Annotated in this window: 10 protein-coding genes; 3 read left to right on the top strand and 7 right to left on the bottom strand. The window is 72.9% G+C overall.

All coding sequences use genetic code 11. From position 1 onward, the window contains the following. Positions 1 to 103 precede the first annotated feature (103 nt). The 5 genes from H7827_RS15620 to H7827_RS15600 all read right to left on the bottom strand — a co-directional run bounded on the left by H7827_RS15620 (position 104) and on the right by H7827_RS15600 (position 6,018). Positions 104 to 1,075, bottom strand: a complete 972-nt coding sequence (locus H7827_RS15620) for a sugar phosphate isomerase/epimerase family protein (protein ID WP_432745887.1) — start codon at positions 1,073 to 1,075, stop codon at positions 104 to 106. A 60-nt stretch (positions 1,076 to 1,135) separates the two neighbouring features. Further along, positions 1,136 to 2,347, bottom strand: a complete 1,212-nt coding sequence (locus H7827_RS15615; RefSeq protein WP_376047795.1) for a Gfo/Idh/MocA family protein — start codon at positions 2,345 to 2,347, stop codon at positions 1,136 to 1,138. Between the two features lie 15 nt (positions 2,348 to 2,362). After that, entirely contained in the window at positions 2,363 to 3,394 is a 1,032-nt protein-coding gene (locus H7827_RS15610) for a substrate-binding domain-containing protein (protein WP_432745884.1), read from the bottom strand. Between the two features lie 102 nt (positions 3,395 to 3,496). Then, positions 3,497 to 4,537 (bottom strand): ABC transporter permease, encoded by a 1,041-nt coding sequence (locus tag H7827_RS15605; protein ID WP_432745882.1) that lies wholly within the window; start codon positions 4,535 to 4,537, stop codon positions 3,497 to 3,499. Continuing rightward, on the bottom strand, positions 4,534 to 6,018 hold the full coding sequence (locus H7827_RS15600; protein WP_386537171.1) for a sugar ABC transporter ATP-binding protein: 1,485 nt from the start codon (positions 6,016 to 6,018) through the stop codon (positions 4,534 to 4,536). The genes H7827_RS15605 and H7827_RS15600 overlap by 4 nt, the downstream gene beginning before the upstream one ends. 241 nt (positions 6,019 to 6,259) lie before the next feature. On the opposite strand from H7827_RS15600, the gene H7827_RS15595 reads away from it, so the two are divergent. Beyond that, the gene (locus tag H7827_RS15595) at positions 6,260 to 7,477 is read left to right on the top strand and encodes an ROK family protein (RefSeq protein WP_432745880.1); all 1,218 of its coding nucleotides are present in this window, start codon (positions 6,260 to 6,262) and stop codon (positions 7,475 to 7,477) included. Between the two features lie 140 nt (positions 7,478 to 7,617). Here H7827_RS15595 and H7827_RS15590 read toward each other — a convergent pair whose 3' ends face one another. After that, the gene (locus tag H7827_RS15590; RefSeq protein WP_019434089.1) at positions 7,618 to 7,821 is read right to left on the bottom strand and encodes a cold-shock protein; all 204 of its coding nucleotides are present in this window, start codon (positions 7,819 to 7,821) and stop codon (positions 7,618 to 7,620) included. A 485-nt stretch (positions 7,822 to 8,306) separates the two neighbouring features. Between H7827_RS15590 and H7827_RS15585 the strand changes: the two genes are divergently transcribed. Beyond that, complete coding sequence (locus H7827_RS15585; RefSeq protein WP_432745878.1) at positions 8,307 to 9,614, top strand: ATP-grasp domain-containing protein; 1,308 nt, start codon at positions 8,307 to 8,309, stop codon at positions 9,612 to 9,614. A gap of 8 nt (positions 9,615 to 9,622) precedes the next feature. On the opposite strand, the gene H7827_RS15580 is transcribed toward H7827_RS15585, so the two are convergent. Continuing rightward, a complete protein-coding gene (locus H7827_RS15580) occupies positions 9,623 to 10,090 on the bottom strand; it encodes a hypothetical protein (RefSeq protein WP_432745876.1) in 468 nt (155 codons plus the stop codon). 131 nt (positions 10,091 to 10,221) lie between these two features. Here H7827_RS15580 and H7827_RS15575 point away from each other — a divergent pair, with 131 nt between their 5' ends. Continuing rightward, positions 10,222 to 13,509, top strand: coding sequence for a hypothetical protein (locus tag H7827_RS15575; RefSeq protein ID WP_432745874.1), 3,288 nt, complete (start codon positions 10,222 to 10,224; stop codon positions 13,507 to 13,509). Positions 13,510 to 13,536 lie beyond the last annotated feature (27 nt).

Genomic DNA, 13,536 nt, shown 5'->3' with positions numbered 1-13,536 from the left:
CGGACAGCGCGGCTTCCCGGCGGCGGTCATCCGGCCGCCGCCAGGAGCACGTGGGGTGGTACGGGTTGGCTCCGGGCGTGCCGCCCGGGGCCGTCGCGCGCGGCTACTTGCGGCGCAGGTAGCCGTAGCCGACGCGCGCGGTCTCGATCGGCGTCACATCGGGGCGGTCGTTCTCCACGATGTACTCCTTGACCTGGTGCGCCTTGAAGATCCTCGGGAAGTCGATGATCCCGGTGCCCAGGTCGGAGGTGTCGCCGTCGGTGGCACTGCGGTCCTTGACGTGGTACTGGAGCACGCTCTGCGGAGCGGCCCGGATCACCTCCAGCGAGAAGCCCTCCACATCGCGCTCGCCCAGCTCGACGGCGGCGGTCACCGTCCAGTAGAGGTCGATCTCCAGGTGGACGTAGCGCGGGTCGAGTTCGGCGGTCAGGATGTCCCAGGGGGTACGGCCGCGGCCCAGGTCGGTGGTGAACTCGTGGGCGTGGTTGTGGTACCCGTAGCGGATCCCCGAGCGGCAGGCGGCACGCGCCTCGACGTTCATCCGCTCCGCCCAGCGCTGCCAGTCAGCGGCGCTGGAGGAGGCCAGGTAGGGCACGTTCATGTACTTCTGGCCCAGGATCCGGGCGTTGTCGATCTTCGTGCGCAGCGCCTCGTCGGTCTCGCTGATGCCCTCGTGGCTGGAGGTGGTGCGGATGCCGAGACGGTCGTGGAAGCGGCGCAGTTCACGGGCGGTCCGGCCGTGGTAGCCCGCCTGCTCGACCTTGTTGTAGCCGATGCGGGACAGCTCGCGCAGCGTCGCGTCGTACCCGGGCTCACCACCCAGCGAGTCGCGCAGCGTGTAGAGCTGGATGCTGATCTGGCCCGGGGGGACCAGCGGCTTGCGGCCGTTGCCGTGGCCGGGACCGCCCTGCACGGTCGCGGCCGGGCTCGCCGCGAGCGCGGTGGCGGCACCGCCGGCGGCCAGCGCGCCGGCGCCGAGCGCGACGGCCGCGCCGCGCAGCATCGAGCGGCGGCCCATGCCGCGCGCGGCCAGTGACTGGGTGAGCGTTCTGTCTCCGTCGAATCCGTAGCACATGACGGCTCCTGGGGGTTGGGGGTGGCCTACGGGGGTGGGAGTGGGGGGACGGGGCGAGCGTCAGGGGGTGGGGACGGCGGTCCAGACGCCGTTGCCCGCGGCGCTCTCCTCCACCGCCGCCAGCAGGCGCTGCACCCGCAGGCCGTCCGCGAAGGACGGTTCGGGGTCGGTGCCTTCGGCGATGGCGGTCAGCAGGTCGACGGACTGGTGGGCGAAGGCGTGCTCGTAGCCCAGGCCGTGGCCGGGCGGCCACCAGGCGTCGAGGTAGGGGTGTTCGGCCTCGGTGACGAGGATCCGGGTGAATCCCTGGGTGAGGGTGTCGGCGGTGGCGTCGTGGAAGTGCAGGACGTTGAGGTCCTCCAGGTCGAACGCCAGGCTCCCGCGGGTGCCGTTGAGTTCGAGCCGCAGCGCATTCTTGCGGCCCGTGGCGTACCGGGTCGCCTCGAACGAGGCCAGCGCCCCGCCACCCAACCGTGCGGTGAAGACGGCCGCGTCGTCCACGGTGACCTGCCCCGTGCCGCCGCTGCCGTCCGCGAGCGGGCGCTCGCGCACGAACGTCTCGGTGAGCCCGGAGACCCCGGTGATCCACTCACCCGTGACGTACTGGGTGATATCCACGGCGTGCGCCCCGATGTCGCCCAGCGCGCCGGACCCGGCCCGCTCGCGCGACATCCGCCAGGTGTACGGGGCGGTGGGGTCGCCCAGCCAGTCCTGGAGGTACCGGGCCCGTACGTGGCGCAGTTCGCCGATCCGGCCCTCCGCGACGAGGCGGCGGGCCAGGGTGAGGGCGGGGACCCGCCGGTAGGTGAAGCCCAGCATCGAACGGATCCCGCGGGCGCGGGCCGTCTCCGCCGCCGCCGCCATCGCCTCGGCCTCGGCGACCGAGTTGGCGAGCGGTTTCTCGCACAGCACGTGCTTGCCCGCTTCCAGCGCGGCGATCGCGATCTCCGCGTGGGTGTCGCCCGGGGTGCAGATGTCGACGATGCCGACATCGTCGCGGGCGATGAGCGCGCGCCAGTCCGTCTCGACGACGGGCCAGTCGAACCGGTCGGCGAGGTGGCCGGCGGCGTCCCGGTTGCGGCCTCCGAGGGCGGCGAAACGCGGACGCAGCGGGGGGTCGAAGAAGCTGCGGGCGTTGCGCCAGCCCTGGGAGTGGGCCGCTCCCATGAAGCCGTAACCGATCATGCCGATGCCGATGCCGCTCCGTTCCGCGCCCCGGGGGTCATCGCCCCGGGCCGGTGGTGGCGTTGGCGTGCTGCTGAGAGAGCTCATGAAGGCTGGCCTTCCTTAGGACTCGAAACCCATCGGGGTGTACTGGTCGAGGTTGTCGGCCGTCACGACGGGGGCGTCGAGCACGATGCGGCGCGGGACTTCGATCTGGACGAGGTCGGACAGGCCGCGGTTCTGGGCGATGAGACGGGCCAGCTTGATGCCGTCAGCGGCCTGGGTCGCCGGGTAGATGACGGTGGCCTCCATCTCGCCCGCCTCGATCCAGCGCATGGCGTTGGCGGAGCCGGCGCCGCCGATGAAGAAGAACTCGTCGCGCTCGGCGTTGTCGAAGGCGGCCTTGACGCCGACGCCCTGGTCGTCGTCGTGGTTCCAGATGATGTCGATCTCTGGCGCCGCCTGGAGCAGGTTGGAGGCGGCGCGCTCCCCCGAATCGACGGTGAACTCGGCGGCGACCCGGTTGTCGACGTCCTGCCCGCAGGCGGCGAGGGCATCGGCGAAGCCCTGGGAGCGTTCCTGGGTGAGCGGGAGCGAGTCGATGCCGGCGATCTCGGCGATGACGGCGTCGTCGCCGAGGTTGTGTTCGGCGATGAGCCCGCAGGCGTAATCGCCGGCGGAGACGCCCATGCCGTAGTTGTCGCCGAGGAGGGTGAGGCGGGCGGCGGCATCGTCGGAGAACTCGCGGTCCACGTTGATCACCGGGATGCCGGCCTCCATGGCCTGCATGGCGACCTCGGTGAGCGCGGCGCCGTCGATGGGCAGCAGGACGATGGCGTCCACCTGGTCGTTGATGAACGTCTCGATGTGGCTGACCTGGGTGCTGGGGTCGTCGGTGCCTTCGGCGACCCGCAGTTCGACGTCCTCGTACTGGGCGGCCGTCTCCGTGGCGAACTGACTGATGGCGCCCATCCATCCGTGGCCGGCCTGGGGTCCCGAGAAGCCGATGACGACGTTCTCGCCGGGGTCGTCGTTGGAGCTGACGGTGGTGGAACCACCTTCGCTGTCGCCGGTGTCGGCGGAGTTGCTGGTACAGGAGGCCAGCAGACCGGCGGTGGCGAGGGTGGCACAGGCCAGAGCGACTTTTCTGGGCATGGACATGGCTGTCTCCGAGCGAGAGAGAGATAAGGAGAAGGCGAAGCACGTGGTGCGTGGTGGTGCGGGTGGTGCGGATGGTGCGCGGGCGGCGCCGCGTCGCTAGGGCGTACTGCCCCGGGAGGCCACCCGCTGCTGGAGCAGCACGGCGGCGACGATGATCGCGCCCTTGGCCACGGCCTGGGTGGAGGTGTTGAGGTTGTTGAGCACGAACACATTGGTGAGCGTGGTGAAGATCAGCACCCCGAAAACGGTGCCGACGACTGTTCCGCGTCCGCCGCTGAGCAGCGTGCCGCCGATCACCACGGCGGCGATGGCGTCCAGTTCGTACAAGCTGCCGTGCGTCGCGATGCCGGCCGTCGTGCGGGCCATGATCATCACCGCGGCCAGCCCGCAGGCCAGCCCCAGCAGCACGTAGAGGATGGTGGTGTGCCGCCGGACATCGATGCCGGCCAGCCGGGCGGCCTCCGGGTTGCCGCCGACCGCGAGAGTACGGCGGCCGAAGGTGGTGCGATTCAGCAGCACCCAGCCGCCGGCCGCGACCAGCGCGAAGATGATGACCAGCACCGGGACGCCCAGCACCTTGCCGCCGAAGAAGTCGATCAGGCCGCGCTCGGTGAGCACCTGGGTCTTCTTGTCCGAGATGAGTTCGGCCAGACCGCGGGCCGCGGCCATCATCGCGAGGGTGACGATGAACGGCGCCATCTTCCCGTACGCGATCAGGAGTCCGTTGATGAGTCCGGCGCCCGCGCCCACCAGCAGCGCGGTGGTCACGATCACGATCCAGTGGAAGTCGGCCGCCATCTGCTGGGTGGCGAGCGTGGTGGCCCAGACCGAGGCCAGCGCCACCAGCGCGCCCACCGACAGGTCGATGCCACCGCCGGTGATGACGAACGTCATGCCGACGCTGATCACACCGATGACCGAGGCCGCCCGCAGGATCGTCATCATGTTGTCGAAGGAGCCGAACCGGTCGCCGACCGTGGCCAGTCCGACCACTCCCAGCAGCAACAGGGCGACCACCAGGCCCAGATTGCGGCCGGCCGGACTGCCGAGCAGGGCGCCGATCCGGGTCTTCCCGCTGGGCGGGGCCGGGGGCGCGGCGCCATCCGGCGCCTGCTGGGCGTGGGTCTGCGCGGTCACGCCGCATCACCTTCCATTACGAGGTCGAGCACGCGGTGCTCGTCGATGTCATCGGCGGCCGCCTCGGCGACGATCCGCCCGTCGGCTATCACCAGCACCCGGTCGGAGAGTCCGATGACCTCTTCGATCTCGCTGGAGACGACCACCACGGCGATGCCCTGGGCCGACAGTTCACGGATGAGGGCGTAGATCTCGGTCCGGGCGCCGACGTCCACGCCCCGGCTGGGCTCGTCCAGCAGCAGCACGCGGCAGCCGCGCAGCAGCCAGCGGGCGAGCACCACCTTCTGCTGGTTGCCGCCGGAGAGGTTGCCCACCGGCCGGGTCACTCCGGCCGGGCGCACGTCCAGCGCCTCGGTGTGCTCGGCGGCGGCCTCCTGCTCACTGCCGCTGTCCAGGAACCCGGCGCGCTGGAAGCGGGCGAGGGAGGCGAGGGTGATGTTGCGGTAGACGGCGTCCGAGAGGATGAGCGCCTGGCTCTTGCGCTCCTCGGGGCAGAAGCCGATGCCGGCCGCCATGGCGGAGCCGACCCGTCCCGGGCGCACCTTCTCGCCGCCGACCCGGACCGTTCCGGTGGCGGACTTGCGGGCGCCGTACACGGTTTCCAGGATCTCGGAGCGGCCGGAGCCGACCAGCCCGGCCAGGCCCAGGATCTCCCCGGGGCGCACGGCGAAGCCCACGTCGGAGAACTCGCCGGGACGGGAGAGGTTCTCCACCTCCAGCACCGGCTCCTCGCTCTCGCGCACGCCGGGGCGGTCAGGGAAGACGTACTCGATGGAGCGTCCGGTCATCAGCCGGATGATCTCCGAGGTCGGGGTGTCGGCGGCCGGGAGCCCGGTGGCGACGGTGCGGCCGTCCTTGAGGACGGTGATGCGGTCGCCGATGCGCCGGATCTCCTCCAGGCGGTGCGAGATGTAGATGATCGCGATGCCCTGGGCGGCCAGGTCGGCGACGACGGTGAACAGCCGGCCGACCTCCTCCTGGTCCAGGACGGCGGAGGGTTCGTCCATGATGATCAGGCGGGCGTCGTGCGACAGGGCCCTGGCCATCGAGACGATCTGCTTCCCGGCCGCCGAGAGCGCGCCGACCTCGGTGGTCGGTGACATCTCCGGGTGGCCCAGCCGCTTGAGCAGCTCGGCGGTGGCCGTGGTGATCTCCCGGCGGGCGGTGAAGCCGAAGGCGGCGCGCTCGTGCCCGAGGTAGATGTTCTCCGCCACCGACAGGCCGTCCACCAGGTCGAGTTCCTGGTAGATCGTCGCGATGCCGCGCTCCAGCGCCGCCTGCGGACGCGGGAAGCGGACCTCTTCGCCCTGCCACAGGATGCGGCCGGTGTCCGGCTGGTGCGCTCCGGCGAGCACCTTGATGAGGGTGGACTTGCCGGCGCCGTTCTGGCCGAGGAGGCAGTGCACCTCGCCGGGGAGAACGTCCAGGTCGATGCCGTCGAGGGCGCGGACGCCCGGGAAGTGCTTGACGATGCCGTGCATCGCCAGCAGCGGTTCGCCTGCGTCCGTGACCGGTGCCTGGTGCTGTGGCTGCTCCGGGGACGGGCCGGACGCCTTCGGTGGGCCTGTCATGGCCGTCAACGTAGGGAGGCTTTTGCCGGGAGTCAATAGAAAGTGCAGCAGTTTGTGCGGGAAGATCGGGTGGTACAAGACGTAAGCCCGGTGCGTTGTATCGTGAATCATGCGCTTACGGTCCGCAGTCGACAGAAGGGCAGGGCTCACCATGGCGGAGGCGGAAGACGGCCTGCCACCGGCCGGGCAGGCGGCCGGGGCCGCCACACTGCTGCGGCTGGTACGTGACGGCCGCCCGCGCACCCGGGCCGAACTCGTCGCGGAGACCGGCATGGGCCGCTCGGCCGTCGCCGAACGCGTGGACACCCTGCTCACCTCGGGGCTGCTGACCCAGACCGACAACGCCCGCTCTACCGGCGGCCGGCCGCCGTCGACCTTCGTCTTCAACCCGTCCTCGCGGGTCGTCCTGGCCGCCGATGTCGGCGCCACTCACGCCAAGACGGCGATCACCGACATGGCGGGGGCCGTGCTGGCCGAGGAAGACCTCACCCTGGAGATCGCGGCCGGGCCCGAGACCGTGCTCAAGCAGGTCAGCGAACATGGCGAGGCCCTGCTCGGCCGGGCGGGCCGGGACCGCGGCGACCTGCTCGGCATCGGCATCGGCCTGCCGGGGCCGGTCGAACACGCCTCGGGCAAGCCGACCAATCCGCCGATCATGCCCGGCTGGGACGGCTTCGACGTACCCGCGTACGTGGCCGACCTGCTCGGCACCCGGGCGCTGGTCGACAACGACGTCAACCTGATGGCGCTCGGCGAGCACCGCACCCAGTGGCCCGAGTGGCAGCACATGATCTACGTCAAGATCGCCACCGGCATCGGCAGCGGACTGATCGCCGACGGACGGCTGCACCGGGGCTCCCAGGGCGTGGCCGGCGACATGGGCCATGTGCAGCTGCCCAACGAGGCGGACGTCCCGTGCCGGTGCGGCAACACCGGCTGCCTGGAGGCGCTGGCCAGCGGGGCGGCCCTCGCGGCGAAACTGACCGAACTGGGGATGCCCGCGCTCAGCAGCGCCGATGTGGTGGCCCAGGCGCGCAACGGGTCGGTGACCACGCTGAAGCTGATCCGGCAGGCCGGACGGCACATCGGGGAGGTCCTGGCGACGGCGGTGAGCCTGTTCAACCCGTCCGGGATCGTGATCGGCGGGGCGCTCTCCCAGGCCGGCGAACACCTGGTGGCCGGCATCCGGGAGGTCGTCTACCAGCGGTCACTGCCGCTGGCGACCCAGGACCTGCGCATCGTCCAGTCGGCGGCCGGCGAACGGGCCGGGGTGTACGGGGCGGCCGCGATGGTGGTGGAACACGCCTTCACCCCGGCCGAACTCCCCCAGCACCTGCTGCCCCCGGCGCCCCGGGCGGCGACGGCCTGAGACCGGGCGCCCACGAGCCGTCCGGGCCGCCGGGCGCCCGCTCCCGGGCGCCCACGCATGACAAAGGGCCGGGCCCCGCATCCGAGGGATGCGGGGCCCGGCCTTCACGCGTGATTCAAAGGTGCGTGAGCGCCTCAGGATCAGGCGGGGACGATGTTCTCCGCCTGCGGGCCCTTCTGGCCCTGCACGACGTCGAAGGTCACCTTCTGGCCTTCCTGGAGCTCACGGAAACCCTGGGTGGCGATGTTCGAGTAGTGGGCGAAGACGTCGGGGCCGCCACCCTCCTGCTCGATGAAGCCGAAGCCCTTTTCCGAGTTGAACCACTTCACAGTGCCACTGGCCATGTCATATCTCCTTCGGGGCAGTACCGAAACCCGCACCTTGCGGGCTGCGTGTCGCCGCGATGATTGCCCCACCGGAGGAAAACCGGAAAAACAAAAAAACTCCCACCGGTCCGAGAGTAACGACCCCGGAAAGCGACAGGAGCATTTCACGTCTGGGAACCACAACTGCAACCAGTTTCCGAGGCTAGCACGAGACCGGGGGAGGACGAAGAAAAAACGTGAACAGGCTCCGAAGATCACCCTCCACACCGTGACGAATCGGTCACGGCGTGCGTCGTCCCGCCGTACGCGGCGAGAGCAACCCCGCCCCGACGCACCAGAGATCGAACAGACGTACCCGTTCTCCGGCGGCGCACGGCCACCGAATCATCCGAACGAGGTGTTTGTCACGGGAAGTTCCGGGACAGACCCGGGCGGTGGGCGCGGCGTGCCTACATTCGTGAGGCCGCTGACCGGGCGGGGACGGGAGAGGGGTGGCCGGGCCGATGCGACAGACCGTCCTGGAGGGCGTACCGGCCGACACGGGGCTCGCCCTGCTGCGCGAACTCGTCGACGAGGCCGTCTGGCTGGACCGCTCCCCCTACCTCAGCCACGCCTTCGGGACCGGGGGCACCGGACGCTGGCTGCGGCCCGCCGTCCTCCCCCGGCAGGCCGCGCGGAAGACGGCGGACCCCGTGGCCGGCGCGGGAACCGGCCGCCGGGTGGCTCTCGCCCCCGGCCCTGAACACGGCCCCCGGGCCGCCGAGTGGGCCCGGTCCCACGGGCACCGGCTGCTCTCCCCCGCCGCCGGCATCACCGCCACCGCCGGGGACAAGATCGACGCGCTGGCCCTGCTGGCCGAGGCCGGCGTCCCCGTGCCCGAACACGTCCTCGTCCCCGCCACCGGCCGCCGCGGCACCGCCGCGTACTGGCCCGCCCCGTGGAAACAGGCCGTCCTCCAGCGCCGCGAGAACACCCTGCGCGGCCGGGGCACCGTCCGCGTCACCAGCCGCCCCGAACTGACCCGGGCGCTGTGCGTGTGGGAGGGCCACCGCCTCAAACTCAGCCGACTGGTGCCCGGCCTGCCGCTCACCGTCACCGGCTGCGCCGGAGGCGACCGCACCGTGGTCTCCGCCGTCTCCCACCAGTTGGTGGGGCTGCCGGAGCTGACCCCGCACTGGGGCACCCCGTGCGGCGGCCAGCTGGCCGGGCCCGCCGACCTGCCGCCGGGGGTGCACGCGGCGGCCCGGGACGCCGCGCACCGGGTCGGCGAGGTGCTGCGCGGACGTGGCTACCGGGGCGTGTTCGGGCTCGACCTGGTCGCCGAGGACGGCCGGGTACTGGCGGTGGAGATCAACCCCGGCTTCCAGACGGCGGTCTCCCTCACCCACGCCGCCGAGCGGGCCGCCGGACTGCTGCCCGTCCTGGGGCTGCACATCCTGGCCCAGCTGCTGCCCGCCCTGCCCGCCTCCCGCGCGGTGCACGGCGATCTCCCGCCGCTGAGCCAGATCCTGGTGCACGCGCGGCGCGCGGCCGGCCTCGGCCCGGACCTGCCGAGCCCCGGCCGGTACCGGCTGACTCCGCACGGCCCGCGCCCGCTCGCCGGCAGCCCGCCGCTGACGGAGCTGGCGCCGGGCGAGGCACTGTGCTGGCCGCGCGTGGTACGCGGGGACGGCCCGGTGCGTACCGGCGACGAACTCATGCTGGTGCAGTTCAACGACCGCACGGTGCCGCTCGTCCCGCGCCCGCGGCTCGGTACGGCCGCCAGCGGCTGGGCGACGGCCATCAACCGGGCGCTGGGCGCGGGACGGTAGCGGGACGCTCAGCCGGCGGGCGCCGGGGCCGGCACGGATCCCTCCTCGACCGGCGGCACGGACTCCTCGTCCGCCGCGGTGATCTCGTCCCGCGGCGGGCACGCCTCGGCGGCCTCCCCGGCCTCGGCCGCTTCCGGCGCCGGTGCGACGGTGGGCGGCACCTCCCGCGGCGCTTCGGCGATCCCGTCCGCCTCGGGCACCGGCACGATCTCGGGGGCCGCCTCCAGCGGGGCGTCGCCGTCCTCGTCCACCGGCGGGACCGGCGCTGGCACCTCCTCCCGCGGCGCCTCGGTGGCCTCGTCCACCGGCGCGGGCGCGGGCGCGGCCGGCGCCTCGTCCAGGGCCTCCACCTCGGGCGACGGCGCGGGCTTGTCCGCGGCCGAGGCCGACGCCACGCCCCACCCGGCCACGGCCAGGGCACCCCCGGCCGCCAGACCGACCAGCACCCGGCGCATCCGCTGCTTACGTACGTTCATCACCACTCCAACCGAACCACGCGACTGGGGCCGACTGCCCCTCGCACAAAGGGAGTACGGAGCGGAGCCGCGCCGGGTTGCACGGCCGGCGACGCTTGTCCCGGCGCCGGGCCCCGGCGAGACTGGGCCGCATGCAGGGGGACCAGGAGCAGACGCAGGGACGGGCGCGGGCGCAGGGCCGCAACGAGTTCTCGGGCCGGGCCCGGAATGTGGTCCAGGCCCACACCGTCCATCTGCACGAGAGCGCACCCCCGGCCCCCGCCGTACCGCGCATGGCACCCGCCGCCCCGACCCGGTTCGTCGTCCGGGAGGAACTGGGCCGTGCGATCACCGAGGCGCTGCGCCCCGGCGCCCGCGTGGTGCTGGCCGGAGGCGGCGGCTACGGCAAAACCGCCATGGCCGGCTGGGCGGCACGCGGCTTCGAGGGCGCGGTGCTCTGGGCCGAACTGGGGCAACAGCCCGGCACGGAACGGATCGTGGCCTCCCTCGCCGGCCTGACCGCCGCGCTCACCGGTGGCCGGGCCCGGACCTACGCCGATGTACACGCGGCGTCCGGGGCGTTCGGCTCGGCCGTCGCGGCGGCGCGCGGACGGACCCTGCTGGTGGTGGACGACGCCTGGCAGGCGGACGACGTACGGCCGTTCCTGATCGGGGCCAACGGGCTCACCGTCCTCGTCACCACCCGCCGCCCCGGCCTGGTGGACGGCACGGAGATCCGGGTGGACGCGATGAACGACCACGAGGCGGTCGCCCTCCTCGGCGGCGGCGACCATGCCCCGCTGCTGCCGCTGCTGGACCGGATCGGCCGCTGGCCGCTGGCGCTCGCCATGCTGCGCGGCCTCGTCACCCTGGACGGCATGACCGTCACCGAAGCGGTCGCCGCCCTGATCGGGGAACTGGACGCCGCGGGACCGGCCGCCCTCGACGAGCTGTACGACGACCGGCAGGTACGCGGCATCGCCCGCACCCTGGAGCTGAGCCTGCTGGACCTCCCGGGACCGGACTCCCGCGACCGCTACGTCTCCCTGGCCGCCTTCCCCGAGGGCGAGGTGATCCCGTACTGGCTGCTCGGCCGGCTGTGGGGATTGAACCCGCTGCGCACGAGGAACGAGGCGCGCCGCTTCGTCTCCCGTTCCCTGGCCCAGCTCCCGCACCCCGGCGGCCTCCAGATGCACGACCTCCCCAGGGAGACCCTGCGCCGGGCGGAGCCGGAGCGGATGGCGGCGGTCAGCGCCCAACTCCTCGACGCGCTGCGCCCGGCGGACGGCTGGCACGCCCTGCCGGAGCCGGAGCGCGATGTCCTGCAGGGGCTGGCCTACCACCTGCGTCAGGCGGGCCGCCCGGACGAACTCGGCGCGCTGCTGCGGGACATGCGCTTCGTGGTCGCCCGGCTGGCGGATCACGGGCCCACCGCCCTGGAGGCGGACCTGGCGATCCACGCGTCGACCCATCCGGCGGACGAGCACGCGCGGGAACTCACCGTGCTCGTCCGCCAGGAGAGCCACCTGCTGACCGGCCCCGGCCTGTCGGCCACCGATGTGGCCGTCACGCTGGACAGCCGGCTGCGCGGCCGGCCCCTGACGATGACGCCGGGACCACACGTCCCGCTGCGCGCCCGGCACCCCCTGCCGGACCGCGACGACGGCACCCTGCTGCGATCGGTGCCCATCCGTGGCGACGGAGGGTCCGCCGAGTTCATGGAGGCGCATCCGAGCCTGCCGCTGCTGGCCACCGCCGGTTACGGGCCGTCCGTCGCGATCCATGACACGCGGACCTGGCAGGTGACCGGCTCGATCGAGATCCCGGGCGCGATCATCAGCGCCGCCCGCTGGAGCCCGGACGGGCGGTGGCTGGCGCTGCTCGGCGACACGGACCGGTTCACCGAGCGGCCCCGCGCGCAGGATCCGGACGATGTGGACACCCGTACCGTCGTCTTCGCGCTGTCGGTGGTCGATCCGCACACGGGGGCCGAGCTGGATGTCCTTCCGGTACCGGGCCGCGGGTTGTTCCCCAGCACCCCGCCGGAATTCACCTGGGCCCCGGACTCCAACTCGCTGGCGGTGATCCGGTCCGAGCGCGAGGTGCAGCGGTGGGAGCCGGGGTCCGGCAAGGACCCCGACCCGCTGCCCGGCCCGCCCGACGACGGCCTCGGCGCGTGGGACACCCTGGACTGGCACCCCACGCACGGTCTGCTCGCCCATGCCGCGGGCGACCATGACACCGAAGGGGCACTGCTGCACTGGCCGGATCCGGATACCGGTCGGGCGCCGTCGGTGTGGCGCCACCCGGACTTCCGCGGTGCCGGTGCGGGGCTGCGCTGGCGGCCCGGCGGTTCGACAGCGGTGGTGACCGCGCGCGGACAGTGGATGCTGGTGTTCACCCGTACCCGGCAAGTGTTCACGCATCCGGACAACTCGTGCCGGACGCGGGCCTGGTGGTCACCCGACGGCGCGGCCCTGGCGGGACTCCACGGTCCGTCCGCCGAACTGGTCTCGTGGCGGGTGCCGGACGACGCCGAGATCGCCCGGGGCGCGGCACCGCACCGCGTGCCGGGCGGGGTCCAGCCCGGCAACTTCGTCGCGATCAACGAGAACGTCGTCTGGCAGCCGGACCGTACGGCGATCGCCACCGCGCTGGACCGCAAGACGCTCAAACTCTGGCGGCCGATGACCTCGCGCGTCGCGGAACGCCCCCCGGCCGGCCACGGACTGTGGCGCGCGGCATGGCGCCCCGACGGCCGGGCGCTGGCCGTGCGGGACGGCGGCGGCATGTGGCGCACGACCGAACGCGGCCTTCCGTCGACGGGGCTCCCGGCACGGTCCGATCCGCCCTCCTGGGTCCCCCGGGATCCGCAGCGGAACGTCGGCGAAACCTTGCGGGAGCTGGGTGAGGCGCGGGAGTGGGAGTCGGCCCACGGCCGCAGCGTGCTGGTCGAGTTCGCCCCCGGCGAGCGTGCCTACGCCGTGGCGCGCTGGATGGAGCCCCTGCGGGTGGTCTCCACGGACCTCGGCGCGCACACGCTCCCCCTCCCCGAGAACACCTGGCGCTGGGCCGCGCTCTGCTTCACCCCCGGCGGGGAGCGGGTCATCGCCGCCGGCCGCCGGGGGCAGTCCACGCGCCTGACCCAGTGGTCACTGACCGACGCCGCACCGCAGACCTCCGCGACGCACTGGGTCGCGGATCACTCCGCCCCGGTCACGCCGCCGATCGAGCACATCCGGCGCGTCACCGCCGACGACACCCACCTGGCGCTGATCGCCAATCCGCGCCTGATCGGTCTGTTCGACCTGGCCAGCCTGCGTCCGCTGTGCTGGCTGCGGACGAACTCCCCCGTGCACGACGCGGCGTTCTCACCGTCCGGCGAGGAGTTGGCCGTCGTCGGCGAGGCCGGCCCGTACCTCTTCTCCGTCTCCCCCTGACCCAGGCGCCGGTCCCCCGTCCGGCCC

Source organism: Streptomyces sp. JH002 (genome assembly GCF_050916115.1).
Classification (GTDB): Bacteria; Actinomycetota; Actinomycetes; order Streptomycetales; family Streptomycetaceae; genus Streptomyces; species Streptomyces xiamenensis.
Note: the sequence above shows the minus strand (reverse complement) of the source record. Positions and strands in the feature narration are given on the sequence as shown.

Coding starts and splice junctions, on each gene's coding strand:
- H7827_RS15620 (WP_432745887.1), bottom strand. CDS start 1,075: ATGTGCTACGGATTCGACGGAGACAGAACGCTCACCCAGTCACTGGCC.
- H7827_RS15615 (WP_376047795.1), bottom strand. CDS start 2,347: ATGAGCTCTCTCAGCAGCACGCCAACGCCACCACCGGCCCGGGGCGAT.
- H7827_RS15610 (WP_432745884.1), bottom strand. CDS start 3,394: ATGCCCAGAAAAGTCGCTCTGGCCTGTGCCACCCTCGCCACCGCCGGT.
- H7827_RS15600 (WP_386537171.1), bottom strand. CDS start 6,018: ATGCACGGCATCGTCAAGCACTTCCCGGGCGTCCGCGCCCTCGACGGC.
- H7827_RS15595 (WP_432745880.1), top strand. CDS start 6,260: ATGGCGGAGGCGGAAGACGGCCTGCCACCGGCCGGGCAGGCGGCCGGG.
- H7827_RS15590 (WP_019434089.1), bottom strand. CDS start 7,821: ATGGCCAGTGGCACTGTGAAGTGGTTCAACTCGGAAAAGGGCTTCGGC.
- H7827_RS15585 (WP_432745878.1), top strand. CDS start 8,307: ATGCGACAGACCGTCCTGGAGGGCGTACCGGCCGACACGGGGCTCGCC.
- H7827_RS15580 (WP_432745876.1), bottom strand. CDS start 10,090: ATGAACGTACGTAAGCAGCGGATGCGCCGGGTGCTGGTCGGTCTGGCG.
- H7827_RS15575 (WP_432745874.1), top strand. CDS start 10,222: ATGCAGGGGGACCAGGAGCAGACGCAGGGACGGGCGCGGGCGCAGGGC.